Genomic DNA, 26,404 nt, shown 5'->3' on the forward strand with positions numbered 1-26,404 from the left:
GAGTTTTTTATGAAATTAAACAAATTGGCGTTCTCTTTACTACTAGGTTTTAGTGTTTCTGCGGTGAATGCGGCTGAATTACTGAATATTACGATTCTTGCGACAGGCGGCACGATTGCCGGTAGTGGACAAAGTGCGGTCAATTCTGCCTACAAAGCCGGACAGCTTAATATTGATACTTTGATTGAGGCAGTACCGGAAATGAAAAATATTGCCAATATCAAGGGTGAACAAATTGTGAAAATCGGTTCACAAGATATGAATGATGAGGTTTGGTTAAAATTGGCGAAGGCAATCAATGCGCAATGTAAAAATACCGATGGTTTTGTGATCACACACGGTACTGATACGATGGAAGAAACCGCCTATTTCTTAGATCTCACGGTAAAATGTGAAAAACCGGTTGTACTTGTGGGGGCGATGCGTCCTGCCACGGAAAAGAGTGCAGACGGTCCGTTAAATTTATATAACGCAGTTGTGGTGGCGACCGATAAAAAATCTGCCGGTCGCGGTGTACTTGTAGCGATGAATAATGAAGTGCTTGGTGCCCGTGATGTGACGAAAACCAGTACCACAGCAGTGCAAACCTTCCATTCACCAAATTTTGGTGCGTTAGGTTATATTCATAATAGCAAGGTGGATTATGAACGTTCACCGGAAAGCAAGCATACAGTGAACACACCATTTAATGTGGAAAAATTAGACAGCCTACCAAAAGTGGGCATTGTTTATGCTTATTCTAACGCACCAATTGAACCGTTAAATGCCTTATTAGATGCGGGTTATCAAGGTATTGTCACGGCTGGTGTGGGGAATGGGAATGTTAATGCCGCTCACTTGGAACGCTTAGAAAAAGCGGTAAAAGAGGGCGTGTCTGTGGTGCGTTCTTCCCGTGTGCCAACGGGTTATACAACCCGTGATGCCGAGGTGGATGATTCTCAATATGGTTTTGTTGCTTCCGGTACACTGAATCCGCAAAAAGCACGGGTGCTATTACAACTTGCTTTAACGCAAACTAAGGATCCGAAAGTTATTCAACAATACTTTGAAGATTTCTAATTTTGCAGGCGAAAAGTGCTGTGAAAATGATCTGACCTAAAAAATTAGACTTACTGAATTTAAGAACCGGGTTCTGTACTATACAGATCTTGGTTCTTTAAATTGTGACAAAAAGTGAGGACGAACACTGATTTTGGATTGGGGTGATATTGAAATTTGCTATAATCCTCCCACTTTAATCATTTTCTCAAAATCCAATGGATATACTCATTGTTGTTATTGTACTAGGTACTCTCGCCATTTTCACTCTCGTTCCTTTCATTCGTTTTCTACAAACCCGAAATAACAGAGAATTTGAAGGGGAAAAACTCATTCCCTTTAGCTGTGGGAAAGTGTTTAGCCCAGAGCGTTATTATTTTAATTCAAAAGGGATTTTTATCTTCCGTGCAGGGCAATTAGTTCATCATTATCAATTTGAGGATTTGATCGCTTTGGAAAAAATGAGTGTAACAGTGAATAACCGAAAATACTGGTTTATGCGTATTCACACCCCAAACGGGCAACGCCATTATCAATTTATTCCGAAAGATACGATTTTTAATGACAATTTCACACAGTTTTACCGCTTATTAAAAGTGAACTATCCAACTAAAGTGAAAGGAAAATGGCATAGATGGTTTGCAGGCGTTTAAAAACGAAAGGAAAATTGACCGCTCTTTTGAACATATTGATAGCAAAAAAGTGGGCAAATCGCCCACTTATTTTTTATTTCGACAAATCAATCTGATACACCGCAAAGCCCACTTCGTCAGTGCCAACTTGTTTGGTTGGATACAGTGATTTTTCTTTGATAAATTGTGTTGCCTGCTCTGTTGGCGAGGTTTCAAAGCGAATGTCTAATTTATCATTGCCTTTGATTGGCACAAAACGCCAGTTTTTATCCGCACTTGGATTCACCGCGCCCTCTTTTTCACTGGTAGCTTTGATGTAGTCTGCCAGAATTTGGCGGTTTTCATCCGGTGAAGCATAGACAATATGTTGATCGCCCGTGCCGGGGAATTTATTGCTGTAAGCACGATAATTGTTGGTGGCAATTAAAAATTCCGCTTTTGGATCAACCGGTTTGCCTTGATAAGTGAGGTTTACTACACGGTGCGATTTTGGATTAATGAGTTTACATTCGCCATCATAACGGGCCGGTCTGGTGATATCGAATTCATAATTAACCCCATCAATCACATCAAAATTATAGGTGCGGAAACCTTCCCAATTTATCAACGATTGTGGTTTATCACCGGTTGGGTCGATTTGATTGAACATACCGGCACTACATTCAAGCCATTCTTTGAGCTGTTCGCCCGTGACTTTCACCACCACAAGGGTGTTTGGATAAAGATAGAGATCTGCCGCATTACGGAAAGTGAGTTCACCTTTATTCACTTCGGTGTAACCGGTCGGGTCGTTTTTACGTCCCCCTGCTTTAAATGGTGCACCTGCACTTAAAATCGGTAATCCTGCCATTGCTGCCACATTGGGTGCGACTTTTTCCACATAGGCTTTTTGGGCTTGGTTTACAATTTGAATAGTTGGGTCATCTTGCACCAACGCTAAATAGCTATACATATTGTCGGTGGCTTTCCCAATAGGTTGCGACACAAATTTACGGGTTGCTTCGTGAGCCGGTTGTAAAAGTGCGGTCAATTCTGGGTCATTTTCAACAAGGGCTTTTTTATTTTCAGCATCAAAAATCGGGCGAAGTGCAGCACGCCCTTCTGTTACAATCCATTTGCCATTATGCTCGGTTAAGCCTAAATCCACGACACTGATATTATTTGCCCAATACCCCGCCATACTTTCCGGCACACCTTTTACTGTACCTTTCACAATATCCGCATTTGGTGATTTGGCGAACTCTTTGTTTGGGAATAAGCGGTGTGAATGGCCAAAAATCACTGCATCAATATGTGGTACATCTGCCAGATAGAATGCGGAATTTTCTGCCCCTTCTTTATAAGGTTCGTCCGATGGACCTGTGTGTGCCAAGGCAATCACAATATCTGCCCCTTTTTGTTTCATTTCAGGCACATATTTTTGTGCGGTTTTAACAATATCCCGGGCTTCCACTTTGCCTTGTAAATTGGCTTTGTCCCACACCATAATTTGAGGCGGCACAAAACCGATATAACCAATTTTTAGCTGATGGGTTTTACCTTGATTATCCACCACCACTTTTTCTTGAATTACATAAGGGGTGAAATAAGGCTCATCACTGTCGGCTTTTACCACATTGGCATTGATAATCGGGAATGTCGCCTGTTTCATTGAATCCGCCAGATAATCTAAGCCATAGTTAAATTCGTGATTACCCAATGTACCCACATCATAATTCATCGCATTTAGGCATTCTATTGCCGGATTAGGTTTACCTTCTTTGTAACCTTGTGCCGCTTGGTAATCGGCAATGGGGTTACCTTGAATTAAATCACCGTTATCCACTAATACGCTATTTTTTACCTCAGTGCGGGCCTGACGAATTAAACTGGCCGCACGGGTAAAACCGAATTTATCTGTTGGGGCATCTTTGTAGTAATCAAAATCCGTTAAAAAACTATGAATATCCGTAGTCGCTACAATGCGTAAATCAAGGTCTGGTTTGCCTTTTGCCATGGTGAAACGGCTTGCGCCTAATGCAAGAATGCTGCTTGCACCAATTTGAATAAAATGACGTCTGTTTATCATGAAAATGTCCTTACTGGAGAGGGAAATTGAGCAATATTCTAAGAAAAACCTCCTGTTTTTGAAAGAAAGTGCGGTCATATTTTTTGTTTGGAATGTAAAAATTTTGAATTTTTTATATCAAAAAAGAAATGAATTTATGACAAAAACGCCTGTTATCTATAACTATTTATTAGTATTGCTCTGAATCTAGATCAAAAAAATATTAATTAATTAAAAGTTCTTTTTGTATGGTTTATTTAAAGAGTTTATGATTGTTCCATAAACCTGACTTTTTTTATCGGGTTTATATTTGACAACTTTATACTCTAAAAGAGGATTTTATTATATGTATTGCGTACAATGTGAACAAACTATGCGCACACCTGTGGGGAACGGTTGTAGCTACTCTCAAGGAATGTGCGGTAAAACCGCTGAAACTTCCGACTTACAAGATTTATTGGTCGCCACCTTGCAAAGCCTTTCTGCATGGGCAATCCAAGCTCGAGATTTAGCGATTATTGATAATGAAATTGATGCGTTTGCGGCACAAGCATTCTTTTCTACCTTAACGAACGTAAATTTCGATTCTCAACGTATTGTAGAATATGCTCAGCAAACCATTTGCTATCGTGACGATTTAATCAAACGCTGCCGTGCGGTGAATGCTGGCATTGATGTAAACCATCCACTGGCACACTTACAACTCGAAGGCACAACCATTGCCGATCTCACCAAACAAGCGGCAAATTTTGCACTCAATTCCGACCGCACTTTAATTGGCGAAGAAGCCCATGGTGTGCGTATGTTATGTTTGTACGGATTAAAAGGCGCCGCGGCCTACATGGAACACGCTTATGTTTTAGGTAAATTCGATAACGAAGTGTATCGTCAATTCCACGAATTTATGGCATGGCTTGGCACCCAACCAAGTGACTTAAACGAATTATTGGAAAAAGCCCTTGCTATCGGCAATATGAACTTCCAAGTTATGAGCCTGTTAGATGCCGGGGAAACGGAAGCCTTTGGAAACCCAGTACCGGCAACGGTAAACGTAAAACCGGTGGCAGGTAAATGTATTTTAATTTCCGGTCATGACTTGAAAGACTTAAAAGCCTTATTGGAACAAACCGAAGGCACCGGCGTGAATGTTTACACCCACGGAGAAATGTTGCCAGCGCACGGTTATCCGGAGTTGAAAAAATATAAACACTTAGTGGGTAACTACGGTAGCGGATGGCAAAATCAACAAAAAGAATTTGCTAAATTCCCGGGCCCGGTGATCATGACGTCCAACTGTATTATTGACCCGAATGTAGGCAATTATGCTGATCGTATTTACACTCGTAGCATCGTCGGCTGGCCGGGCGTGACACATATTGAAGATCGCGATTTCAGTCAAGTGATCGCCAAAGCGCAAGAAATGGCAGGTTTCCCTTATGATGAATTGGAGCATCAAATCACCGTGGGTTTCGGTCGTCAAACCCTATTGGACGCCTCTGATGCGGTCATCAACCTCGTTGCCGGTGGCAAATTACGCCATGTATTCTTGGTAGGTGGTTGCGACGGCAGCAAAGGCGAACGTAGCTACTACACCGATTTCGCCCGTCAAGTGCCGGAAGATTGTGCGATTTTAACCTTAGGTTGCGGAAAATACCGTTTCAACAAATTAGACTTCGGTGTCATCGACGGCTTACCGCGATTATTGGATGTCGGGCAATGTAACGATGCTTACTCCGCCATTATGCTTGCCGTGAATCTTTCACAAAAACTCGGCATCGGTGTCAATGAACTGCCGTTAACCCTCGTGCTTTCTTGGTTTGAACAAAAAGCCATCGTGATTTTATTAACCTTATTGGCGTTGGGCGTGAAAAACATTTACACCGGTCCAACTGCACCGGCGTTCTTAAACGATAATGTGATGGCATTGTTGAACGAAAAATTCGGCTTACGCGGCTTAACCACTCCGGAACAAGATATGGCGGAAGCCTTAGCGAAATAAGGGTTAATGGGAAAAGTGCGGTTGTTTTTGGTGGTGTTTTAATTTCCCCTCGCCGGCAAGCAGGCGAGAGGAAAATAACGCTAAACCCCACCGCACTTCCAAACACGCAAAGAGAAACACTATGTCAAATAACCAGAATCCGTTGTGTTACAACGAAATGCAGGTGCATTCTATTCATCAGGAAACGGATGATGTTTACACTATTGAGCTAATTGCTCAGGATTTTTATCCTTACGAGCCTGGTCAATATGCCTTGGTGAGCATTCGTAACACGCCGAATATCGTGCGTGCTTACACCCTTTCCTCCACACCCGGTATGAGCCGTTTTATTACCTTAACCGTACGCCGCATTAAAAACGGCGTAGGCTCAAATTGGATAACCTCGGAACTTAAAGAAGGCGACCAAATTTGGTTGTCAGATCCGATGGGAAAATTCACTTGTACGCGTATCGTCAGCGACCATTATCTCTTGGTTGCCGGCGGTTGTGGAGTCACACCGATTATGTCTATGAGCCGTTGGTTACTGAAAAACAAACCGAATGTGGATGTGGTGGTGCTTTATAGCGTACATTCGCCAAAAGATGTGATTTTCAAACGGGAATGGGGACTGTTGAAAGAACAATTCCCACAGTTAAAACTGTTTATGAATGCTTCTGTAGAGGTGAAAGAGGGCTTTATTGCTGGTCGTTTAAACAGTCAAATGATCGCCGATCTTGTGCCGAATATCGCCGATTATACAGTGCTCACCTGCGGACCGGAAAGCTATATGAACGACTTACGCACTATGACTGAATCCCTCGGCATCCCGCCGGAACGTTTCTTCTTGGAGCAATTCCACTCCTCTACTGAAAATTGTATGTTGGACAACAGCAAACAAGTGACTCTTTCGATTACCAATCCTGTGCCACAAACGTTTTCTGTACCCGTTGGTATGACACTGCTTGCTGCATTGGAAGAACACAAAAAACCAATCATCGCAGCCTGTCGCGAGGGCATTTGCGGCTCTTGTAAAACCTTGGTGTTAAATGGTGATTATGAGGTTACTACTAATGGTCCTTTAACCGAAGGGGAAATCAAACAAGGCTATGTGCTGGCATGCAGTTGTCAGTTAAAAGGAAATATGACGGTAGATTTGATGTCATAAAATACCTAAAAAACCGCACATGGCATACCCAAAGTGCGGTTGATTTTTAGCGTGTTTTCCAGCTATTTTTTCATCCATTTATCATAGATTTTTTGATATTCGCCATTTTCTTTAATCGCTTTCAAACCTTGATTTAAACGTACCTGTAAGGCTTTATTGGATTTGTTTAACGCAATGCCTACGCCACGTCCAAAATATTTTTCATTCGTTATTTTTTCGCCGACAAATTCAATATTTGGCTCTTTCTTCATCATATCCGCCAGTAATGCCGTATCACTCAGCACAATATCAATTCGCCCGTTTTGCAGATCTAAAATTGCATCTTGCAAATTCACATAAGATTTTGGCGAATATTGTGGAGTTTCTGCAACGGTGTATTGTTGGAAAGTGGAACCATTTTGTACACCGATATTTTTAGCTGTCGCCAAATTTCCTTTTCCTTTCAACGCCACATAGCTTGCTGAACTGTCATAATAAGGATCGCTGAATAAAATTTGTTTTTCACGTGCCGGTGTAATATCAATTGCCGACATTGCTGCATCAAAACGTTTTGCTTTCAAACTTGGAATTAACGCATCAAACGGCTGGGTTTTAAAATGGCAAGTAGCTTGAATTTCCTGACAAATTGCCTGTGCGATATCAATATCAAACCCAATTAACTCACCTTTTTCTGTAGTCACTTCAAATGGTGGATAGCTCGGTTCTGTGCCGAAGGTTAATTCCTCCGCATTGGTTGTTACACTCACCGCACCGATAAAAATACCAAGTAAAAGTTGTTTTTTCATTGTTGTCTCCCGTGTTTGCTTCTTGAAGTGCATATATATTAAATAAAACTGAATATATATTCAATTATTATTCATAATAATTTATTGAAACTCGTGTGATTATGACATAAAAATTCTGTGATCGCTGTCCCAAATTTTAAATTTGGTGATTGTTTTTTTACTTTTTCTCCCTATTATTTATTCATCGAAACGTTTCGATAAACCTTAAAAGGATTTTTCGATGAAAAAAACAACATTACTCAATGCACCACTTTCCCATTGTATTGCCACATTAGGTCATACCGATAGCATTACTATTTGTGATGCCGGATTACCAATTCCTGCCCAAGTAGAACGCATTGATCTTGCACTCACTGCCGGAGTGCCAAATTTTTTACAAACTTTAGATGTTGTAATCAATGAAATGTTTGTGGAACGTGCTGTGATTGCCGAAGAAATTAAAACTAAAAATCCTCATATTTTGACCGCACTTTTGTCACGCTTTAACCAGCTTGAAGCTAGTCAAGGCAATAAAATTCAACTGGAATTTGTGCCACATGAAACATTTAAACAGCATTCCCAAAATAGCAAAGCCATTGTGCGTACGGGGGAATGTTCCCCTTATGCCAATGTCATTTTGTATTCAGGTGTGCCTTTTTAACAAGGGGAAACAATGGAAACCTTACTCAAAATCAGTGGTATAGATAAATCCTTCCCCGGCGTGAAAGCCTTGAGAAATGCCTGTTTATCGGTCTATGCCGGTCGGGTGATGGCATTAATGGGGGAAAACGGTGCGGGGAAATCAACCTTAATGAAGGTGCTAACCGGTATTTATTCCAAAGATGCCGGAACCATTGAATACCTTGGTAAAGAAGCGCGCTTCAACGGACCAAAATCCTCACAAGAAGCGGGAATTAGCATTATCCACCAAGAATTAAATTTAATTGGTAATTTAACTATTGCAGAAAACATTTTTTTAGGTCGTGAATTCAAAACCTTATGGGGGGCGATCAACTGGCCAAAAATGTACCAAGAAGCCGATAAACTTTTGGCACGTCTAGGTGTAACACACAGCAGCAAAAAATTGTGTTCCGAACTTTCTATTGGTGAACAGCAAATGGTAGAAATTGCCAAAGCGCTCAGCTTTGAATCCAAAGTGATTATTATGGATGAGCCGACTGATGCATTAACCGACACGGAAACAGAGGCTTTATTCAAGGTAATTGATGAACTTAAAGCGGAAAAATGCGGCATTGTTTATATCTCTCATCGTTTAAAAGAGATTTTTCAAATTTGTGATGATGTGACGGTTCTGCGTGACGGTCAATTTATTGGCGAGCGGACAGTATCAGCGATTAATGAAGAGGATTTAATCGAAATGATGGTCGGTCGCCGATTGGATGAACAATATCCACATCTGGCACAAGAAAAAGGTGAATGTGTGTTAGATGTCACCCACCTCAGTGGGAGCGGTATTGATGATGTTTCATTTAAACTCTATGGTGGTGAAATTGTCGGGGTGTCCGGTTTAATGGGGGCTGGTAGAACGGAACTTGGTAAAGTGCTTTACGGTGCACTACCAAAAACGGGTGGTAAAGTGCGGTTAAAAAATCAAGAGATTGAAAATCACCGTCCACAAGATGGTTTAGATCAGGGTATCGTCTATATTTCAGAAGATCGAAAAAATGATGGTTTGATATTGGGAATGTCAGTGAAAGAAAATATGTCCCTTACTTCGCTTGATCATTTTTCGCAAAAAGGGCAAATCCGCCACCAAGTGGAGAAAATGGCGGTCGATGATTTTATTGAAATGTTTAACATTAAGACCCCAAGCCGAGATCAACAAGTCGGTTTACTTTCCGGAGGTAATCAACAAAAAGTCGCCATTGCCCGTGGTTTGATGACTCGCCCCAATGTGCTGATCTTAGATGAGCCGACACGAGGTGTGGATGTGGGGGCAAAAAAAGAAATTTATCAACTCATCAATGAATTTAAAAAAGACGGTTTAAGTATTTTAATGATTTCATCTGATATGCCGGAAGTGCTGGGAATGAGTGATCGCATTTTCGTGATGCGTGAAGGCAAAATCACCGCAGAATTTTCTCGTGCAGAAGCGACACAGGAAAAATTGTTAGCTGCGGCTATCGGTAAATAGGAATAGGTAAGGTAAAAATAATGAAAACTGAAACTTCTCGTTTCCAAATGAGCAAATTTTTAATTGAACAGCGTTCGTTTATTGCGCTGATTATTCTTATCACCATTGTATCCACAATGAACCCGAATTTTTTCAGCGTAGATAATATTCTCAATATTTTGCGTCAAACATCGGTCAATGCCATTATCGCTGTGGGAATGACTTTCGTCATTTTAATTGCCGGGATTGATCTTTCCGTGGGATCTGTTTTGGCATTAACCGGGGCGATTGCGGCTTCGATGGTGAGCTATGAATTACCGATTTTACTTGTGGTTCCTGTCGTTTTATTGCTTGGCACGGTGTTAGGCGGCATAAGCGGTATCATTGTCGCAAAAGGAAAAGTCCAAGCCTTTATTGCAACTCTTGTTACTATGACCTTATTGCGTGGTGTAACGATGGTTTATACGGATGGTCGCCCGATTACCACCGGTTTTTCTGACAGTGCCGATATTTTTTCGGCGATTGGTACGGGCTATTTTCTTGGTATTCCAGTACCTATTTGGATCATGACGGTTGTATTTGCACTGGCGTGGTACATTTTAAAACATACCCCTATCGGTCGCTATATTTATGCTCTTGGTGGCAATGAGGCCGCTACTCAGCTTTCCGGTATTAATGTCAATAAAATCAAAATATTCGTGTTCGCAGTGAGTGGTTTTTTATCCGCCCTTGCCGGTCTGATTGTGACTTCTCGTCTTTCCTCAGCCCAACCGACAGCCGGGGTATCCTATGAACTGGATGCCATTGCAGCCGTCGTTGTGGGGGGAACCAGCCTTATGGGAGGAAAAGGGCGAGTAATGGGAACCCTCATTGGTGCATTGATTATCGGTTTTTTAAATAATGCCCTGAATTTATTGGATATTTCATCTTACTATCAAATGATAGCAAAAGCGTTGGTTATTCTGGTTGCTGTTTTGGCCGATAACTATCTTGGTACAAAAAAACTGTAATTCATTTTTCAGGAGAAACTATGAAAAAAGTGACCGCACTTACTTCCGCCGTATTATTAGGCTTATCCCTATCCGGTGCAGCTTTCGCACAAGATACCATTGCCCTTGCGGTATCCACATTGGATAATCCTTTCTTCGTCACATTAAAAGACGGAGCACAACAAAAAGCCGATGAATTAGGCTATCAGCTCGTTGTGTTGGATTCTCAAAATGATCCGGCAAAAGAACTGGCTAATGTGGAAGATTTAACGGTTCGTGGCGCAAAAGTGCTTTTAATCAATCCGACAGATTCTGAAGCAGTGGGGAATGCGGTAGCGATAGCCAATCGTAATAATATCCCGGTGATCACCCTAGATCGCGGTGCAGCCAAAGGAAATGTAGTGAGCCATATCGCTTCCGATAATATCGCCGGAGGCAAAATGGCAGGGGATTTTATCGCACAAAAATTAGGTAATGGGGCAAAAGTCATTCAACTTGAAGGCATTGCGGGAACATCGGCGGCGCGTGAACGTGGCGAAGGTTTCAAACAAGCGATTGAAACTCATAAATTCAATGTTCTTGCCAGCCAACCGGCAGATTTTGACCGTACCAAAGGGTTAAATGTCACAGAAAATCTGCTTGCCAGCAAAGCAGAAGTACAAGCGATTTTTGCCCAAAATGATGAAATGGCATTAGGTGCATTGAGAGCAGTCAATGCCGCCAATAAAAAAGTGCTGATTGTTGGTTTTGACGGCACAGATGATGGTATCAAAGCCGTAAAAAGCGGTAAATTAGCGGCGACTATTGCACAGCAACCGAATTTAATTGGATCATTAGGGGTGATGACTGCCGATAAAATTTTAAAAGGCGAAAAAGTCGAGGCTAAAATTCCGGTAGATTTAAAAGTCATCAGTGAATAATCATTTTTATATTTTATTATTGCTGCCACAAGCGTTTAGGTTTGTGGCAGCACATTTGCAATAACAATCAATAAGGATTTCAACATGAATAAAAAGCTGACCGTTCTTGGCAGTATAAATGCCGATCATGTCATATCCGTCCCTTATTTTGCTCAACCGGGGGAAACCCTCACTGGAGAAAATTATCGTATTGCCTATGGTGGGAAAGGGGCAAATCAAGCCGTTGCAGCAGCACGATTAGGGGCAAATGTAGCTTTTGTTGGTTGTATCGGTGGTGATAGTATTGGTGAAACCATGAAAAATGCCTTTGCGCAGGAAGGGATTGATACAACACCGATTGAAACCATTCAGCAAGAAATGACCGGTATCGCTTTTATTCAAGTGGCACAATCTGCTGAAAATAGTATTGTGATTGCATCGGGGGCAAATGCTTATTTAGATGAACAAATCGTATACCAAAGCGAAGCACAAATTGCGCAATCCGACTATTTACTTATGCAACTTGAAACCCCGCTTCCGGCAGTAATACTTGCCGCACAAATTGCAAAGAAACATAGGGTGCAAGTAGTGTTAAACCCAGCGCCGGCTCAGCCTTTACCCGATAGCTTATTAAATCATATTGACATTATCACACCCAATGAAACAGAAGCGGAAATACTTACCGGTGTGCGGGTAACAGACGAGCAAAGTGCGGTTAAATCTGCAGAAGTTTTTCATCAAAAAGGGATAAACTGTGTGATGATTACGCTCGGTGCAAAAGGCGTATTTATTAGTCGAAACGGAGAATACCGCATTATCAAAGGTTTTTCCGTACAAGCGGTGGATACCACTGCGGCAGGTGATACCTTCAACGGTGGTTTTGTAACCGCTTTGTTGGAAGGGCAACCTTTTGAAGAAGCAATTCATTTTGCTCAGGCTGCGGCTGCAATAAGTGTCACTCGAGCCGGTGCGCAGCCCTCTATTCCGACAAAACAGGAAACCTTAGATTTTCTTCATAATGCTTAAAGTGCGGTCAAAAATGGGTGTGTTTTTATGGCAACAATGAAAGACATTGCAAGATTAGCGAAAGTTTCTACTTCCACCGTTTCTCATGTTATCAATGGCTCACGTTTTGTGAGTGAAGAAATCCGTGAAAAAGTGATGCGTGTAGTAACAGAACTCAATTACACGCCTTCCGCTGTTGCCCGTAGCCTAAAAGTGAAAGAAACCAAAACAATTGGCTTACTGGTTACGGCAACCAATAATCCTTTTTTTGCTGAGGTGATGGCAGGGGTAGAACAATATTGCCAACAGCATCAATATAATCTCATCATTGCCACCACCGGTGGGGATGCAAAACGGCTACAACAAAATGTACAAACACTGCTTCATAAACAAGTGGATGGTTTACTATTAATGTGTGGTGATAGCCGTTTTAACGCCGATACTGAGTTAGCGATTTCCGTCCCTTTCGTAATAATGGATTGGTGGTTCAAAGAACTTAATGCCGATAAAATCCTTGAAAATTCAATGCTTGGCGGTTATTTGGCAACAAAAACATTAATTGAAGCCGGACATAAAGCGATTGGTATTATTACCGGTAATCTTAAAAAATCGGTGGCGAAAAACCGTTTGGAAGGGTACAAAAAAGCCTTGTCTGAAGCCGAAATCCCATTGAATTCCCATTGGATTATTGAAAGCCATTTCGATTTTGAAGGTGGGGTGAGCGGTATGCAAAAATTACTGACGACACCACACCACCCAACCGCTGTGTTTTGTTGTAGCGATGCTATTGCAGTCGGGGCTTATCAAGTTCTTCAACAACAGGGGTTACGGATTCCGGAGGACATTTCCGTCATAGGTTATGATGACATTGAACTTTCCCGCTATCTTTTTCCTCCCCTTTCTACGATTAGTCAGCCAAAGGCTGAACTGGGTAAACTCGCCGTGGAATTATTACTCCAGCGGATAAAAAAATCGGATGAGCATTATCAAACATTAACGCTTAATCCTCATGTCGTGGTTCGGCAATCTATTCTAAAAATAACAGAATAAAATGGTAGAAGATCACATCTGATAAGTCACAATAAAAAATGAGGCTTTTCCATTTAGAATGTGAGTGTCAAATTCAATTTTTTCAAAGACTTTCAACCATTGGCTAATCACACTTTTGTATTGAAATGAAGCGAGACCACTTTCGCAGAAAAACGGGTTGTTTAAAAGCTAGATTGGTATTTAGTCATAAAAATCTACATCTTAGCTCGTTAGCATTGAGTTCCATTTTTGGGGATCAAAATTAACCGCACTTTTCGTATAAGAAGAGGGGGGTTTCTTGATCTAAATTATAGAAGCTGTGTTGATTTGTTGGTATATTTGCGCCGCATTTATAACAACATAATCGTTTATTTTTTTACTTAGGGGGCAGTATGTCTGCAATGTTCTTATTACAATTTGCCATCGTACTATTGTGTATCCTTGTGGGGGCACGTGTTGGTGGTATCGGTCTTGGTGTATTTGGTGGTTTAGGTCTTGCCATTCTTTCCTTTGGCTTTGGCTTGAAACCGGCAGGTTTACCGATTGATGTGATGTTTATGATTATGGCGGTGGTGGCTGCGGCTGCGGCAATGCAAGCTGCTGGCGGCTTGGATTATATGATCAAAATCGCCACCAAAATTTTACGCCGCAACCCAAAACACATTACGTTTATTGCACCGGCGGTCACTTGGTTATTCACCTTCTTGGCTGGAACCGGTCACGTGGCTTATTCAGTCTTGCCGGTTATCGCAGAAGTGAGTCGTCAAAACGGTATTCGTCCGGAACGTCCACTTTCAATGGCGGTGATTGCCTCACAATTTGCAATTGTCGCAAGTCCGATTGCGGCAGCGGTGGTGGCAGTAGTGGCTTATCTTGAACCGCAAGGTATTCATCTTGGCGATGTATTAATGGTCACCATTCCTGCAACGCTTTTAGGGCTTTTCCTGGCTTGTATTTTTGTCAATAAAATGGGGAAAGAGCTCAAAGATGATCCTGAATATCAACGCCGTTTAAAGAAGGATCCGAAATACACGGATGCATTTAATTCTACTGTCGATGTAAAAGAACTAGAAATTAGCAAAACGGCAAAAATTTCTGTATCTCTCTTTTTATTCGGCGCATTACTTGTCGTGTTAATGGGGGCGATTCCTTCTTTACGTCCGATGTTTGATGGAAAACCGATGGGTATGGCGCACACCATTGAAATTATTATGTTATCAATCAGCGCATTAATCGTACTAACCTGTAAACCGGATGGCACTGAAATCACCAAAGGATCGGTGTTCCACGCCGGTATGCGTGCGGTGATTGCCATTTTTGGTATCGCATGGTTGGGCGATACATTGATGCAAGCTCATATGACAGAAGTGAAAGATATGGTGAAAGGTTTGGTTGAAACCGCACCGTGGACATTTGCACTTGCCTTATTTGTGCTTTCCGTATTAGTAAACAGCCAAGGTGCCACCGTGGCAACCTTATTCCCGCTTGGTATTGCCCTTGGTATTCCTGCACCGGTATTAATCGGGGTATTTGTGGCGGTAAATGGTTATTTCTTCGTACCAAATTATGGACCGATTATTGCTTCCATTGACTTTGATACCACCGGCACAACCAAAATCGGTAAATACATTTTTAACCACAGTTTTATGATACCGGGTTTATTAAGTATGGTTTTCAGCTTAATCATTGGTTTATTACTTGCCAATATACTTCTTTAAATCGCTGGATTAGAGTATAAAACGGTGCCTCAAGCGCCGTTTTTTTATCTTTACGAACTTATTGATAAAACATCGCTCTAACACAAGTATTTAATTTTTATAAGGAACGCTGATGAAATTTCTGAAAATTCTTTTTACTGCACTTATCTCCTACATTCCCAGTGCGTGGTCTGCCTTGGATTACAATATCAAATACAGCTCTAATTATTTAATGCCCGCCTATGTGCATTTTAAAGCGGACGGAACCCAATATTCGGTGAATGCCAAAATTAACATTCCCCTTTATAACATTGTTTTTTTATCTCGAGGCTCACAAACACCTAGCCAGTTTAAAATGGTGAACTATCAGGATGTGCGAAATGGCAAACCTTATGCGCTATCAAAAATTTCTCCAACGACCATTGAATACGGCAAAGTGAAAAATGGGTTAAAAACGGAAGCACTTAACTTACCGACTTTTGATTTATTCACCATGGCATTTCAGTTGAGTTACTACGATAAATTACCCACCAGCTTTCAAATTACCAATGGTAAAAAACTCTATCCGATGGAAAATGTGAAGGTAAATAAACGTGAGAAACAAATTGAATACAATAAACAAAATGTCACAGAAATCACCTATACCTTCAAAACGGGTAACAAAGATATTATGGTGAAAAAATTCGCAGGCGAACAATTCCCCCGCTATATCAAATATTCCCGAGATGGGGATGACTATGAATTGGAATTTAGTGAATTTGTAAAATAAAAAAACAAGGCTAAAAACAACCGAATTTTGAACTTTCCTTACGAGATAATACAGTTGGTAGATAATCACCACTGCATAGGAGGAATAATAGGAGTGGTAATCGCTTAATATTTAAACCAATCATACAGTAACAATATTCCTTGTTTGTTGTTATAATTCCTAAAAATTCTAACGGGAAATATTATGAACATCATTAATGCAATCATTAATCTAATCAATAATCCTATCACGAATTTAACGGAGGAATATCAAGGCAAAAATCGTGCAAATTTAATAGGTAAAGCACTGGAAGAGTATACCAAAGATTTATTTGCCAATAGTTTTCATTTAAATGATAGCAAAAGAGATGATGCTTTACGTCACACTTTCTCTTGGTTAGGAAATGCTAATAATCCGCCCGATGCAATGTTGAAAAATGGCGATGCAATTGAGGTCAAAAAAATTGAAAATGATAATGCAACCATTGCTTTAAACAGTAGTCATCCGAAACATAAACTTTATGCAAATAGTACGCTTATTTCTAGGGGCTGCCGTGAAGCTGAAGAGTGGTCGGAAAAAGATATTATTTACCTAGTGGGAGTAGTTAAAAACAATATATTAAAACACTTATGTTTTGTGTATGGTGAAGACTATTGCGCCGATGATGAGATTTACACGAGAGTAAAAACACTGATCAAAAAAAGTGTTGAACAGGGTTCAAACTTAGACTTTTCAGTAACAAATGAATTAGGGCGAATAAATTCTGTTGATCCCCTTGAAATTACCTATCTCAGAGTTCGTGGAATGTGGCATATTGAAAATCCTTGGAAAGTATTTTCTTACATTTATCAACGCAATCACGATAATTTGTTTAATTTTATGGCAATCATAAATAATGAAAAATGGGAAAGTCTTAAAAATAAGGATGAATTACTTTCCATAAAGAATGAACGTTTAACCATAGCGGATATAAAAATTAAAGATCCTAATAATCCTTTAAAATTGAAAAAAGCAAAATTGATCACTTATTATTTATAAATATGATGAAAGTAATTAGTTTATTTAGTGGCTGCGGTGGGCTGGATTTGGGATTTGAAAAAGCGGGATTTGAGATCCCCGTTGCGAATGAATACGATAAAACCATTTGGGCGACCTTTAAAGCCAACCACCCTAATACCCGTCTGATTGAGGGGGATATTCGCAATATCAAAGAAGAAGATTTTCCCGATCAAATAGAAGGCATTATCGGTGGTCCTCCTTGCCAATCTTGGTCAGAGGCTGGCAGTTTACGTGGAATTAACGATGCTCGTGGGCAACTTTTTTTTGATTACATTCGTATTTTAAAAAGTAAGCAACCTAAATTTTTCTTGGCGGAAAATGTCAGTGGGATGCTTGCCAATCGCCATAGTAAAGCAGTGAAAAATTTATTAAAAATGTTTGATGAATGCGGTTATGATGTCACTCTAACCATGGTTAATGCTAAAGATTATGGCGTAGCACAAGAACGCAAACGGGTTTTTTACATTGGTTTTAGAAAAGATCTAAATATCGTTTTTCAATTTCCTAAAGGCTCAACAGAAAATGATGAGAAAAAAATCACTCTTAAAGATATTATTTGGGATTTAAAAGATAGTGCGGTGCCTTCCCTGGAGAAAAATCAAACCAATCCGCAAGCGATCAATAATAATGAATATTTTACTGGCAGTTTTTCGCCAATTTTTATGAGTCGAAATCGTGTTAAGGCATGGCATGAACAGGGCTTTACCGTGCAGGCATCAGGGCGACAGTGCCAATTACACCCGCAAGCACCAAAAATGGAAAAGCACGGAACAAACGATTATCGTTTTGTGATTGGCAAAGAAAATTTATATCGCCGTATGACGATTCGGGAAGTGGCAAGGGTGCAAGGCTTTCCCGATGATTTTAAATTTATCTATAAAAATACTAACGATGCCTACAAAATGATTGGTAACGCTGTTCCTGTGAATTTAGCTTTTGAAATTGCAAAAGCTATCAAAAAAGCGATTGAGCAAGCCACAGAATCACAAGATTACATAGATTCAAATGAGTGTTGCCAGATTAATGAATCCGCACAGTTAGGATTGAATTTTTAATCTTCCTAAAAAAACAACCACACTTTACGCTTCTAAAGTGCGGTTATTTTTTATGTGATTTTTAGCGTAAGAAATAACGATAAGATTTACTTTCTGTCACATCTTCATAAACATAATTGAGTTGTGCAAGAGTTTGTTCAAACTCACTTTGCGCTGTTTCTTCCAATTGGAAAGCGGCAAGAATATTGCCGTAATCCGCACCATGGGCCCGATAATGGAACAGGGAAATATTCCAGCGATTTTGTAAGGTTTCCAAGAATTTTAGTAACGCGCCTTTTTGTTCCGGAAACTCAAAAGTATATAAACGCTCACTCGGGTTGGCAGCGCGGCCTCCCATTAGATAACGCACATGGGTTTTGGCAATGTCATCATCGGACATATCTTCCACATCGAAACCGTTTTGTGTGAGATCTCTGATGATGTCTGATTTTTCCGCTTCATCTAAGGTGCGTACCCCAACAAAAATGCAGGCACGTTTGTCATCGGCATAGCGATAGCTAAATTCTGTGACTGCACGGTTGCCCAACACTTGAACGAATTTTAAGAAACTCCCAGGTTGTTCCGGCATGGTAACCGCAAGTAAGGCTTCACGATTTTCACCAATTTCGCAACGTTCGGATACATAACGTAGCGTGTGAAAATTCAGGTTCGCCCCAGATAAAATCGCCGCCATATTTTTATTTTCGATATGATGTTTTTTTACATATTTTTTCAAACCAGCCAAGCCTAATGCACCGGAAGGCTCGGAAACGGCACGTACATTTTCAAATAAATCTTTCATGGCTGCACAGACTTCATCGCTTTCGACAAGCACCATATCATCAAGATATTGACGGCATAATCGGAAGGTTTCATCACCAATCCGTTTCACTGCGACACCATCTGCAAATAATCCCACATGAGCGAGATCCGTCGGCTCACCTTTCTCAAGGGCAGCATTTAAACAGGCTGAATCTTTAGATTCCACACCGATCACTTTAATATCCGGCATAAATTGTTTTAGCAAAATTGCCACACCGGCCGCCAAGCCACCACCACCGACTTGTACGAAGACATAATCTAAATCCGCCACTTGTTGTAACATTTCCATCGCCAATGTGCCTTGTCCGGCAATCACGAGGGGATGATCAAAAGGCGGAATGAAAGTCATATTTTTTTCTTTGGAAAGGGCAATTGCTTTGGCTTTTGCTTCATCAAAATTGGCACCGTGTAGTAACACTTCGCCACCGAAACCACGCACTGCATCCACTTTAATGCTTGGCGTATTTTGTGGCATCACAATTAAGGCTTTCAAACCAAGCTCTTTGGCGGATAGGGCAACACCTTGAGCATGGTTTCCCGCTGATGCGGCGATGACGCCTGCCGCTTTTTGTTCGGGGGAAAGACTGGAGATCATGGCATAAGCACCACGCAGTTTAAAGCTGTTCACCGGTTGGCGATCTTCCCGTTTAATCCAAATATTATTGTGTAGGCGTTCGGACAATTTGCCCATTTTTTGTAGTGGTGTGACGGTTGCCGCTTCGTAAACGCGTGAGCCTAATTTGACAATCGCATTGATGTAATCACTTTGGCTTGGTTGTGGGTTAGTGAGTAGGTTTTTCATAATTTTATTTTGCTGACTTCGTATTTCCCCCTCTTTATAAAGAGGGGGATGGGGGAGATGATGTTGGTTATTTTAAAAGGGTTTTATCCCGCACCGCACCTTTATCGGCTGAGGTGGCGAAATGCCCGAACACTTTTAAGGCAAAAGAGACTTCACGTTGGCGATTTGCCGGTACCCAGCCTTTTTCATTTTGTTCTGCACGACGGGTGGCGAGTTCTTCATCGCTAATTTGAAGATTAATGGCTCGATTTGGAATATCAATATTGATGATATCGCCATCACGCACTAAGCCGATGGCACCGCCTGATGCCGCTTCAGGGGAAGCGTGGCCGATTGAAAGCCCTGATGTGCCGCCGGAAAAACGACCGTCAGTTAATAAGGCACATTTTTTACCTAATCCCATGGATTTTAAATAGCTGGTCGGATACAACATTTCTTGCATACCCGGACCGCCTTTTGGTCCTTCGTAGCGGATCACTACCACATTGCCTTCTTTTACTTTTCCGCCCAAAATCCCGGCAACGGCATCTTCTTGGCTTTCAAATACGATAGCCGAACCACTGAATTTCCAAATGGATTCATCCACGCCGGCAGTTTTTACAATGCAACCGTCTTCTGCAAGATTACCAAATAGTACCGCCAAGCCCCCCTCTTGTGAGATAGCATGGGCTTTATCACGAATACAACCGTTTTCACGATCATTATCCACCGTATCCCAACGACAATCTTGTGAGAATGCTTCAGTGGTACGAATACCCGCAGGCCCTGCACGGAAGAATTTGTGTAAATCTTCGTCTTGGTTACGAATAATATCGTATTGATCAAGCTGCTCGCCCATCGTCATTCCCAATACGGTATGGGTATTTTTATGGATTAATCCCGCACGGTCGAGTTCGCCCAGTAAACCCATGATGCCCCCGGCTCGGTGAACATCTTCCATATGGTATTTATTGGTATTCGGTGCGATTTTACTTAAGCAAGGCACGACACGGGATAGGCGATCAATATCTGCCATTTTGAAATCGACGCCGGCTTCTTGTGCAGCGGCTAATAAGTGTAACACCGTATTGCTTGAACCGCCCATGGCAATATCCAAACTCATGGCGTTTTCGAAGGCTTCAAAAGTACCGATTGAACGTGGCAGCACGCTTTCATCGTCTTGTTCATAGTAACGTTTACATAATTCCACGATTTGGCGACCGGCTTTTAAGAAGAGTTCTTTGCGGTCGGCGTGAGTGGCAAGCATCGAACCATTGCCCGGTAAACTTAACCCCAGCGCTTCTGTTAGGCAGTTCATTGAGTTTGCCGTGAACATACCGGAACAGGACCCGCAAGTCGGGCAGGCGCTACGCTCAATGATATCAATGCGTTCATCAGACACTTTTGGATCCGCCGCTTCGATCATGGCATCCACTAAGTCTAAACGAATGAGTTGATCGGAAAGCTTGGTTTTACCCGCTTCCATCGGACCGCCTGAAACAAAAATTGCAGGAATATTTAAACGCATTGCCGCCATTAACATCCCCGGGGTAATTTTGTCGCAGTTAGAAATGCACACCATCGCATCAGCACAATGGGCATTCACCATATATTCCACAGAGTCAGCAATGAGATCCCGAGAAGGCAGGGAATACAGCATACCGCCATGACCCATGGCGATACCGTCATCCACCGCAATGGTGTTAAATTCTTTTGCCACACCGCCTGCTTTTTCAATTTCTTTTGCAACAAGTTGACCTAAATCTTTCAAATGCACATGCCCCGGTACAAATTGCGTGAAGGAATTTACCACCGCAATAATAGGTTTTCCGAAGTCATTTTCTTTCATTCCTGTGGCACGCCATAAGGCTCGAGCCCCTGCCATATTACGACCTTGTGTACTGGTCGCTGAACGTAATTTTGACATAATCTCTCCAAGTTTAATCTTATATAAAAGTCGAATCACTTTGGATTCATTAAAACAGTGATAAATTCAACATTGACTAAATGCCAAATTCATCGGCATATTGCACAACACCTTTCACGTTATTTTGCGGCGGATTGAGCTCAAATACCATGAAAAAGTATCATCGATCTCAAAAGGTGCGGTAATTTGAAATTGTCGGGCAGGTTGATAGCCTAATTTTCCATAATAGTCGGGATTTCCTAATACTATAGCGTAATGATACTCCAACTGTTTGGCTATTTCGTGCCCTTGTTTAATTAGGGCTTTACCAACGCCTTGTTTCTGAATGCTGGGTAAAACAGCTAAAGGTGCAAGGGAAAGTTCGATATTTTCACCAATACGGACTTGGGTAAATAAAATATAACCGACAATTTCACCTTTTATTTCTGCCACTAAAGCGAGTTCAGGAATAAATGATGAACTCCTACGTAAACGTTCAACTAAATCTTGCTCTGTACCATCCGAATGCTCAGAATTGGCAAAAGCAGATTTAATTAATTGATAAATTTGCTCATAATCTTTCGGTGTTTCAGGGCGAATTAACATTGATGCCTATCTCTTATAACGTATCATTGATGAAATATTCACCAAATACAATTCGTATGTGAAATGATGTTCATTCTTTAGTTGATGTCAATGACATCCGGCAATTTCACCAATTGATTCACCAATAAATTCAACGTGCGGTCGGATTTTACGGTGATTTTTAACCACACTTTTCCTTCGATGAGTTCCATTTGCATCGCTGTCACCGTAAAACCACGGTGGCGTATTACGCGTAAAATGCGTTCTAATACTTCCGGGCGGTGGTGGGCGGTTAATTCAACTTGATATTCATTCATCTTACATTTCCTCCACCATATCTGCATTACAAGCACCCGGTGGTACTAAAGGCCAAACACAATCATCAGGCGGAATACAGACTTGTAATAAATAGGCGGTGTCGCTTTCAAGTAATCTTGTGAGAGCAGCATCTACTTCATCGGCACGTTCAATGCGTTCAGCCGGAATGTCGAAAGCATTAGCGAGCATCACAAAATCAGGGTTGTCTTCTAAAATCGTTTCCGAGCGACGTTTGTTCCAAAACAAATCCTGCCATTGGCGAACCATACCTAAACGTTGGTTATCCAACAGTAAAATTTTCACCGGTAAATTGCCCCGTTTAATACTGCCCAGTTCTTGAATATTCATCATTAAAGAACCGTCTCCGGTGACTAAAATGACTTCATCTTGCGGACGGGCCTTTTTCGCACCAATAGCTGCCGGCAAACCAAAGCCCATGGTGCCGAAGCCGGCAGAGGTAAGGTAGTTTTCCGGTGCAAAGTGCTGCATATGTTGTGCCGACCACATTTGATGTTGACCAACATCGGTACAAACAACGGCATTTTGTGGTTTACGATGAGACAACGTGTTGAGCAATGCCCAAGGATCAATCGGGCGATTGCCGGCATTATCCACATAAGTGAAATCTAATTTGGCTTTTAGTGCTCGAATATGCTCACGCCAAGGTTCAATATCAAGCGGTTGTTTTAGCGCATTCAAAGCTTGAATTAAATCGCCTTGTAACGCCACATCCGCATGGCGGAGTTTATGGATTTCCGCACCATCAATGTCACAATGAATGACTTTAGCATGAGGCGCAAAGGTATCGAGTTTTCCTGTCACACGATCATCAAAACGTGCGCCACAAACAAGCAATAAATCACATTCTTGCACCGCAAAATTGGCGGCTTTTGTGCCATGCATACCGATCATTCCCATATAAACCTCATCTTCAGGATGAATTGTGCCTAATCCTTTTAAGGTGGAAACTGATGGCATATTGGTTTGGGCTAAAAATTCACGTAATGCCGGTACGGCTTTTGCCATACCGACACCGCCCCCCACATACAGGACAGGTTTTTGGGCGCTAGATAGGAGTGATTTTGCTTGCGCCAAATTCTCATTGGAAAGTGCGGTTGGTTTTGTCGGTGTTTTGACATAAGCCTTGAGATGTTCCGGCACTTCGCCCGCTTGAATATCGCGTGGAACATCAATTAATACCGGACCGGGGCGACCACGCTGTGCAATGTCAAATGCCTGTGCGAAAACCTCTGCCAATTCGTCCGCACTTTGCACAATAAAACTGTGTTTGGTACAAGCAAGAGAAAGTCCCAGTACATCAGCCTCTTGAAAGGCATCTGTACCAATGAGTGGTGAGGCTACTTGACCGGTAATGGCGATCACGGGAACGGAATCCATCATCGCATCGCCAAGGCCGGTCACTAAATTGGTTGCACCGGGGCCTGAGGTGGCGATACACACGCCCACTTTGCCCGTAGAACGTGCGTAACCAATGGCAGCCATTGCCGCACCTTGTTCATTGCGACAAAGAAGGTGATCGAGACCTGCATCATAAAGAGCATCGTAGGTGGGCATAATTGCGCCACCGGGATAACCGAAAAGTGTGGTGACATGGTGAGCTTTCAAGCATGCCATGATGAGTTGTGCGCCTGTCATCGTGTTTGCGTCCTATGTTTATTGTTGTTTTTTTGATAAGGTTTTCATTGTAACGAAATTTTGTCGCATTGGTAGGGGCGAGGGGAGAAAAAAACAAAAAAAGCGCAACAAATTACCTTGTCGAACCTGTTTTATATGGGCGTTGAAATAAATTGAATGATTTGTTGAACCTATCCAAATACCTCAAATTATTTTCCAAGATGGCATTTTTCCCAAAATGGGCTGATTTTTTAACCGCATTTTATTTTCTTAATTTGACTAATTCAACGGCATGGTCCGCCCCCTTAGTTAAAATGAGGTTAGCCCGCTCTCGAGTGGGAAGAATGTTTTCCCGTAAATTTAAGCCATTAATATTGTCCCAAATTTGGGTTGCCGTGCTAATGGCATCTTGTTCTGAAAGTTCAGCGTAGTGTTTAAAGTAGGAATGAGGATCTTTAAAGGCACTTTGGCGAAATTTTAAGAAACGTTTGATATACCACTCTTTTAATAGCGGTTCTTCAGCATCAACATAGATCGAAAAATCGACAAAATCAGACACGAAAGTCTGTGAGGTTTTATTTCCCCCTGTTTGTAGAACATTTAATCCTTCTAAAATTAAGATATCCGGTTGATTGACGATGTCGAATTGATTGGGAATGATATCGTAAGTTAAGTGAGAATAAATAGGGGATTGGACATTTTTATATCCGGATTTCACCTCGGCAAGAAAGCGAATTAATTTTGCTGTGTCATAAGAGATCGGAAACCCTTTTTTTTGCAACAAGTTGTCTTGTTTGAGTTTTTCAAGAGGATAGAGAAAACCGTCTGTGGTGATGAGATCAACTTTTCTTTCCTTTGGCCATTGAGAGAGGAGAGATTGTAGAATACGTGCAGAGGTGCTTTTTCCAACCGCTACGCTACCGGCAATACCGATAATGTAAGGAACTTTTGCATTTTGTCCACCAAGAAAACGATTTAATACGGTTTGACGGCGAAGATTTTCATCAATGTAGTAATTAATTAAACGAGTAAGAGGCAAATAAATCGTGCTGACTTCTTCAAGCGAAAGATCTTCATTAAAACCCAGTAAAGGTTTGAGATCCTGTTCGGTTAATTTTAGGGGAACCGATTTTCGTAAATTTGCCCATTGTGTTCGATTGAAATATAGAAACGGTGTCAGTTGATTAGAAATTTCCACGGTTTGATGCGATATATCAGGTGTAAAAAATGTTAAAAAATATACCTTATAATGCGTTATTATGCATTGTTTTTCTCGATATTGGTGAAAATTACGGCAAAAATAAAGGGTTTTGATTGCAAAGTAGGCGAATAAGTAAAAAAATAAATTTTTTTAGAAAAAAGACTTGTCAGGCAAACTTTTTTCCATATAATACGCCTCACTTGCTTACGATACGCCGACTTAGCTCAGTAGGTAGAGCAACTGACTTGTAATCAGTAGGTCATCAGTTCGATTCCGATAGTCGGCACCATCCTTTCGTGAATAAGTATTCATTTAGTGTGGAGGGGTTCCCGAGCGGCCAAAGGGGGCAGACTGTAAATCTGTTGGCTCAGCCTTCGAAGGTTCGAATCCTTCTCCCTCCACCATCATTTAGATGAATCTGATGGGACAGACGAATTTAGGACTTGCGGGCATCGTATAATGGCTATTACCTTAGCCTTCCAAGCTAATGATGCGGGTTCGATTCCCGCTGCCCGCTCCAAACGCTGATATAGCTCAGTTGGTAGAGCGCACCCTTGGTAAGGGTGAGGTCGGCGGTTCAAATCCGCCTATCAGCACCAGCCTTAAATTTCTCTTCCTTTTATTTAAATTTGTAAACAATTTTATTGGTTAATGTGGTTTATTTACCCATCGATAACCGTGTCTATTTAGAGGGACTCTTTAAATGTCTAAAGAAAAATTTGAACGTACAAAACCGCACGTAAACGTGGGTACAATCGGCCACGTTGACCACGGTAAAACAACTTTAACCGCAGCAATCACCACCGTATTAGCAAAACACTACGGTGGTTCAGCGCGTGCATTTGACCAAATCGATAATGCACCTGAAGAAAAAGCACGTGGTATCACCATCAACACTTCACACGTTGAATACGATACTCCAACCCGTCACTATGCAC

23 protein-coding genes and 4 tRNA genes are annotated in these 26,404 nt (G+C 41.5%); 19 read left to right on the forward strand and 8 right to left on the reverse strand.

The annotated features are described in order from the left end of the window. Positions 1-9: 9 nt before the first annotated feature. Both ansB and BKK50_RS01785 read left to right on the forward strand, forming a co-directional pair. Positions 10-1,059, forward strand: a complete 1,050-nt coding sequence (gene ansB / locus BKK50_RS01780; RefSeq protein ID WP_077414749.1) for an L-asparaginase 2 — start codon at positions 10-12, stop codon at positions 1,057-1,059. A 197-nt stretch (positions 1,060-1,256) separates the two neighbouring features. Beyond that, complete coding sequence (locus BKK50_RS01785) at positions 1,257-1,691, forward strand: hypothetical protein (protein WP_077414751.1); 435 nt, start codon at positions 1,257-1,259, stop codon at positions 1,689-1,691. Between the two features lie 73 nt (positions 1,692-1,764). On the opposite strand, the gene cpdB is transcribed toward BKK50_RS01785, so the two are convergent. After that, the gene (gene cpdB / locus BKK50_RS01790) at positions 1,765-3,738 is read right to left on the reverse strand and encodes a 2',3'-cyclic-nucleotide 2'-phosphodiesterase (protein ID WP_077414753.1); all 1,974 of its coding nucleotides are present in this window, start codon (positions 3,736-3,738) and stop codon (positions 1,765-1,767) included. A gap of 325 nt (positions 3,739-4,063) precedes the next feature. Between cpdB and hcp the strand changes: the two genes are divergently transcribed. Both hcp and hcr read left to right on the forward strand, forming a co-directional pair. After that, the gene (gene hcp / locus BKK50_RS01800) at positions 4,064-5,716 is read left to right on the forward strand and encodes a hydroxylamine reductase (protein ID WP_077414757.1); all 1,653 of its coding nucleotides are present in this window, start codon (positions 4,064-4,066) and stop codon (positions 5,714-5,716) included. Between the two features lie 121 nt (positions 5,717-5,837). Continuing rightward, positions 5,838-6,860, forward strand: a complete 1,023-nt coding sequence (hcr, locus tag BKK50_RS01805) for an NADH oxidoreductase (protein ID WP_077414759.1) — start codon at positions 5,838-5,840, stop codon at positions 6,858-6,860. A 62-nt stretch (positions 6,861-6,922) separates the two neighbouring features. Here hcr and BKK50_RS01810 read toward each other — a convergent pair whose 3' ends face one another. Beyond that, positions 6,923-7,645, reverse strand: a complete 723-nt coding sequence (locus BKK50_RS01810) for a lysine/arginine/ornithine ABC transporter substrate-binding protein (RefSeq protein WP_077414761.1) — start codon at positions 7,643-7,645, stop codon at positions 6,923-6,925. 220 nt (positions 7,646-7,865) lie between these two features. Here BKK50_RS01810 and rbsD point away from each other — a divergent pair, with 220 nt between their 5' ends. From rbsD to BKK50_RS01860, 10 genes are all read left to right on the forward strand, one after another. After that, positions 7,866-8,285 carry a D-ribose pyranase gene (rbsD, locus tag BKK50_RS01815; RefSeq protein WP_077414763.1) on the forward strand — a complete coding sequence of 140 codons (420 nt, stop codon included), beginning with the start codon at positions 7,866-7,868 and terminating at the stop codon, positions 8,283-8,285. 12 nt (positions 8,286-8,297) lie between these two features. Further along, a complete protein-coding gene (gene rbsA, locus BKK50_RS01820) occupies positions 8,298-9,779 on the forward strand; it encodes a ribose ABC transporter ATP-binding protein RbsA (protein ID WP_077414765.1) in 1,482 nt (493 codons plus the stop codon). A 20-nt stretch (positions 9,780-9,799) separates the two neighbouring features. Further along, the gene (rbsC, locus tag BKK50_RS01825) at positions 9,800-10,768 is read left to right on the forward strand and encodes a ribose ABC transporter permease (RefSeq protein ID WP_077414767.1); all 969 of its coding nucleotides are present in this window, start codon (positions 9,800-9,802) and stop codon (positions 10,766-10,768) included. Between the two features lie 20 nt (positions 10,769-10,788). Continuing rightward, on the forward strand, positions 10,789-11,667 hold the full coding sequence (rbsB, locus tag BKK50_RS01830; protein ID WP_077414769.1) for a ribose ABC transporter substrate-binding protein RbsB: 879 nt from the start codon (positions 10,789-10,791) through the stop codon (positions 11,665-11,667). 84 nt (positions 11,668-11,751) lie between these two features. Further along, positions 11,752-12,672: a ribokinase gene (gene rbsK, locus BKK50_RS01835; protein ID WP_077414771.1), complete on the forward strand. Its 921-nt coding sequence runs from the start codon at positions 11,752-11,754 to the stop codon at positions 12,670-12,672. A 27-nt stretch (positions 12,673-12,699) separates the two neighbouring features. Continuing rightward, positions 12,700-13,701 (forward strand): substrate-binding domain-containing protein, encoded by a 1,002-nt coding sequence (locus BKK50_RS01840; protein ID WP_077414773.1) that lies wholly within the window; start codon positions 12,700-12,702, stop codon positions 13,699-13,701. 371 nt (positions 13,702-14,072) lie between these two features. Next, on the forward strand, positions 14,073-15,398 hold the full coding sequence (locus tag BKK50_RS01845) for an anaerobic C4-dicarboxylate transporter (protein WP_077414775.1): 1,326 nt from the start codon (positions 14,073-14,075) through the stop codon (positions 15,396-15,398). 112 nt (positions 15,399-15,510) lie between these two features. Next, positions 15,511-16,146: a hypothetical protein gene (locus BKK50_RS01850; RefSeq protein WP_077414777.1), complete on the forward strand. Its 636-nt coding sequence runs from the start codon at positions 15,511-15,513 to the stop codon at positions 16,144-16,146. Between the two features lie 183 nt (positions 16,147-16,329). Next, a complete protein-coding gene (locus BKK50_RS01855) occupies positions 16,330-17,163 on the forward strand; it encodes an NgoPII family restriction endonuclease (protein ID WP_077414779.1) in 834 nt (277 codons plus the stop codon). Between the two features lie 2 nt (positions 17,164-17,165). Next, a complete protein-coding gene (locus BKK50_RS01860) occupies positions 17,166-18,239 on the forward strand; it encodes a DNA cytosine methyltransferase (RefSeq protein WP_244149404.1) in 1,074 nt (357 codons plus the stop codon). Positions 18,240-18,300: 61 nt separating this feature from the next. Here the strand turns inward: BKK50_RS01860 and ilvA are convergent, their stop codons facing one another. From ilvA to coaA, 6 genes are all read right to left on the reverse strand, one after another. After that, positions 18,301-19,842 (reverse strand): threonine ammonia-lyase, biosynthetic, encoded by a 1,542-nt coding sequence (ilvA, locus tag BKK50_RS01865; RefSeq protein ID WP_077414781.1) that lies wholly within the window; start codon positions 19,840-19,842, stop codon positions 18,301-18,303. A gap of 67 nt (positions 19,843-19,909) precedes the next feature. Further along, a complete protein-coding gene (ilvD, locus tag BKK50_RS01870) occupies positions 19,910-21,748 on the reverse strand; it encodes a dihydroxy-acid dehydratase (protein WP_077414783.1) in 1,839 nt (612 codons plus the stop codon). Positions 21,749-21,862: 114 nt separating this feature from the next. Then, on the reverse strand, positions 21,863-22,333 hold the full coding sequence (locus BKK50_RS01875) for a GNAT family N-acetyltransferase (protein ID WP_208606189.1): 471 nt from the start codon (positions 22,331-22,333) through the stop codon (positions 21,863-21,865). Between the two features lie 77 nt (positions 22,334-22,410). After that, on the reverse strand, positions 22,411-22,629 hold the full coding sequence (gene ilvM / locus BKK50_RS01880; protein ID WP_077414785.1) for an acetolactate synthase 2 small subunit: 219 nt from the start codon (positions 22,627-22,629) through the stop codon (positions 22,411-22,413). 1 nt (position 22,630) lies between these two features. Beyond that, positions 22,631-24,286 carry an acetolactate synthase 2 catalytic subunit gene (gene ilvG / locus BKK50_RS01885; protein WP_077414787.1) on the reverse strand — a complete coding sequence of 552 codons (1,656 nt, stop codon included), beginning with the start codon at positions 24,284-24,286 and terminating at the stop codon, positions 22,631-22,633. Between the two features lie 241 nt (positions 24,287-24,527). Next, positions 24,528-25,463, reverse strand: a complete 936-nt coding sequence (gene coaA / locus BKK50_RS01890; protein ID WP_077414789.1) for a type I pantothenate kinase — start codon at positions 25,461-25,463, stop codon at positions 24,528-24,530. A 216-nt stretch (positions 25,464-25,679) separates the two neighbouring features. Between coaA and BKK50_RS01895 the strand changes: the two genes are divergently transcribed. The 5 genes from BKK50_RS01895 to BKK50_RS01915 all read left to right on the forward strand — a co-directional run. Continuing rightward, a tRNA-Thr gene (locus BKK50_RS01895) sits at positions 25,680-25,755 on the forward strand. Between the two features lie 30 nt (positions 25,756-25,785). Further along, positions 25,786-25,870, forward strand: a tRNA-Tyr gene (locus BKK50_RS01900). A 41-nt stretch (positions 25,871-25,911) separates the two neighbouring features. Continuing rightward, positions 25,912-25,986 (forward strand) — tRNA-Gly (locus BKK50_RS01905). Between the two features lie 3 nt (positions 25,987-25,989). Continuing rightward, positions 25,990-26,065: transfer RNA gene (locus BKK50_RS01910), tRNA-Thr, on the forward strand. Between the two features lie 104 nt (positions 26,066-26,169). Then, a partial coding sequence (locus BKK50_RS01915; protein WP_244149405.1) for a GTP-binding protein occupies positions 26,170-26,404 on the forward strand: 235 nt, incomplete at its 3' end.

The sequence above is a fragment of the Rodentibacter rarus genome (assembly GCF_001998965.1).
Lineage (GTDB): Bacteria > Pseudomonadota > Gammaproteobacteria > Enterobacterales > Pasteurellaceae > Rodentibacter > Rodentibacter rarus.

Excerpts from the sequence above, each read along its gene's own strand:
- ansB (WP_077414749.1), top strand. The coding sequence starts at position 10 with ATGAAATTAAACAAATTGGCGTTCTCTTTACTACTAGGTTTTAGTGTT.
- BKK50_RS01785 (WP_077414751.1), top strand. The coding sequence starts at position 1,257 with ATGGATATACTCATTGTTGTTATTGTACTAGGTACTCTCGCCATTTTC.
- cpdB (WP_077414753.1), bottom strand. The coding sequence starts at position 3,738 with ATGATAAACAGACGTCATTTTATTCAAATTGGTGCAAGCAGCATTCTT.
- hcp (WP_077414757.1), top strand. The coding sequence starts at position 4,064 with ATGTATTGCGTACAATGTGAACAAACTATGCGCACACCTGTGGGGAAC.
- hcr (WP_077414759.1), top strand. The coding sequence starts at position 5,838 with ATGTCAAATAACCAGAATCCGTTGTGTTACAACGAAATGCAGGTGCAT.
- BKK50_RS01810 (WP_077414761.1), bottom strand. The coding sequence starts at position 7,645 with ATGAAAAAACAACTTTTACTTGGTATTTTTATCGGTGCGGTGAGTGTA.
- rbsD (WP_077414763.1), top strand. The coding sequence starts at position 7,866 with ATGAAAAAAACAACATTACTCAATGCACCACTTTCCCATTGTATTGCC.
- rbsA (WP_077414765.1), top strand. The coding sequence starts at position 8,298 with ATGGAAACCTTACTCAAAATCAGTGGTATAGATAAATCCTTCCCCGGC.
- rbsC (WP_077414767.1), top strand. The coding sequence starts at position 9,800 with ATGAAAACTGAAACTTCTCGTTTCCAAATGAGCAAATTTTTAATTGAA.
- rbsB (WP_077414769.1), top strand. The coding sequence starts at position 10,789 with ATGAAAAAAGTGACCGCACTTACTTCCGCCGTATTATTAGGCTTATCC.
- rbsK (WP_077414771.1), top strand. The coding sequence starts at position 11,752 with ATGAATAAAAAGCTGACCGTTCTTGGCAGTATAAATGCCGATCATGTC.
- BKK50_RS01840 (WP_077414773.1), top strand. The coding sequence starts at position 12,700 with ATGGCAACAATGAAAGACATTGCAAGATTAGCGAAAGTTTCTACTTCC.
- BKK50_RS01845 (WP_077414775.1), top strand. The coding sequence starts at position 14,073 with ATGTCTGCAATGTTCTTATTACAATTTGCCATCGTACTATTGTGTATC.
- BKK50_RS01850 (WP_077414777.1), top strand. The coding sequence starts at position 15,511 with ATGAAATTTCTGAAAATTCTTTTTACTGCACTTATCTCCTACATTCCC.
- BKK50_RS01855 (WP_077414779.1), top strand. The coding sequence starts at position 16,330 with ATGAACATCATTAATGCAATCATTAATCTAATCAATAATCCTATCACG.
- BKK50_RS01860 (WP_244149404.1), top strand. The coding sequence starts at position 17,166 with ATGATGAAAGTAATTAGTTTATTTAGTGGCTGCGGTGGGCTGGATTTG.
- ilvA (WP_077414781.1), bottom strand. The coding sequence starts at position 19,842 with ATGAAAAACCTACTCACTAACCCACAACCAAGCCAAAGTGATTACATC.
- ilvD (WP_077414783.1), bottom strand. The coding sequence starts at position 21,748 with ATGTCAAAATTACGTTCAGCGACCAGTACACAAGGTCGTAATATGGCA.
- BKK50_RS01875 (WP_208606189.1), bottom strand. The coding sequence starts at position 22,333 with ATGTTAATTCGCCCTGAAACACCGAAAGATTATGAGCAAATTTATCAA.
- ilvM (WP_077414785.1), bottom strand. The coding sequence starts at position 22,629 with ATGAATGAATATCAAGTTGAATTAACCGCCCACCACCGCCCGGAAGTA.
- ilvG (WP_077414787.1), bottom strand. The coding sequence starts at position 24,286 with ATGACAGGCGCACAACTCATCATGGCATGCTTGAAAGCTCACCATGTC.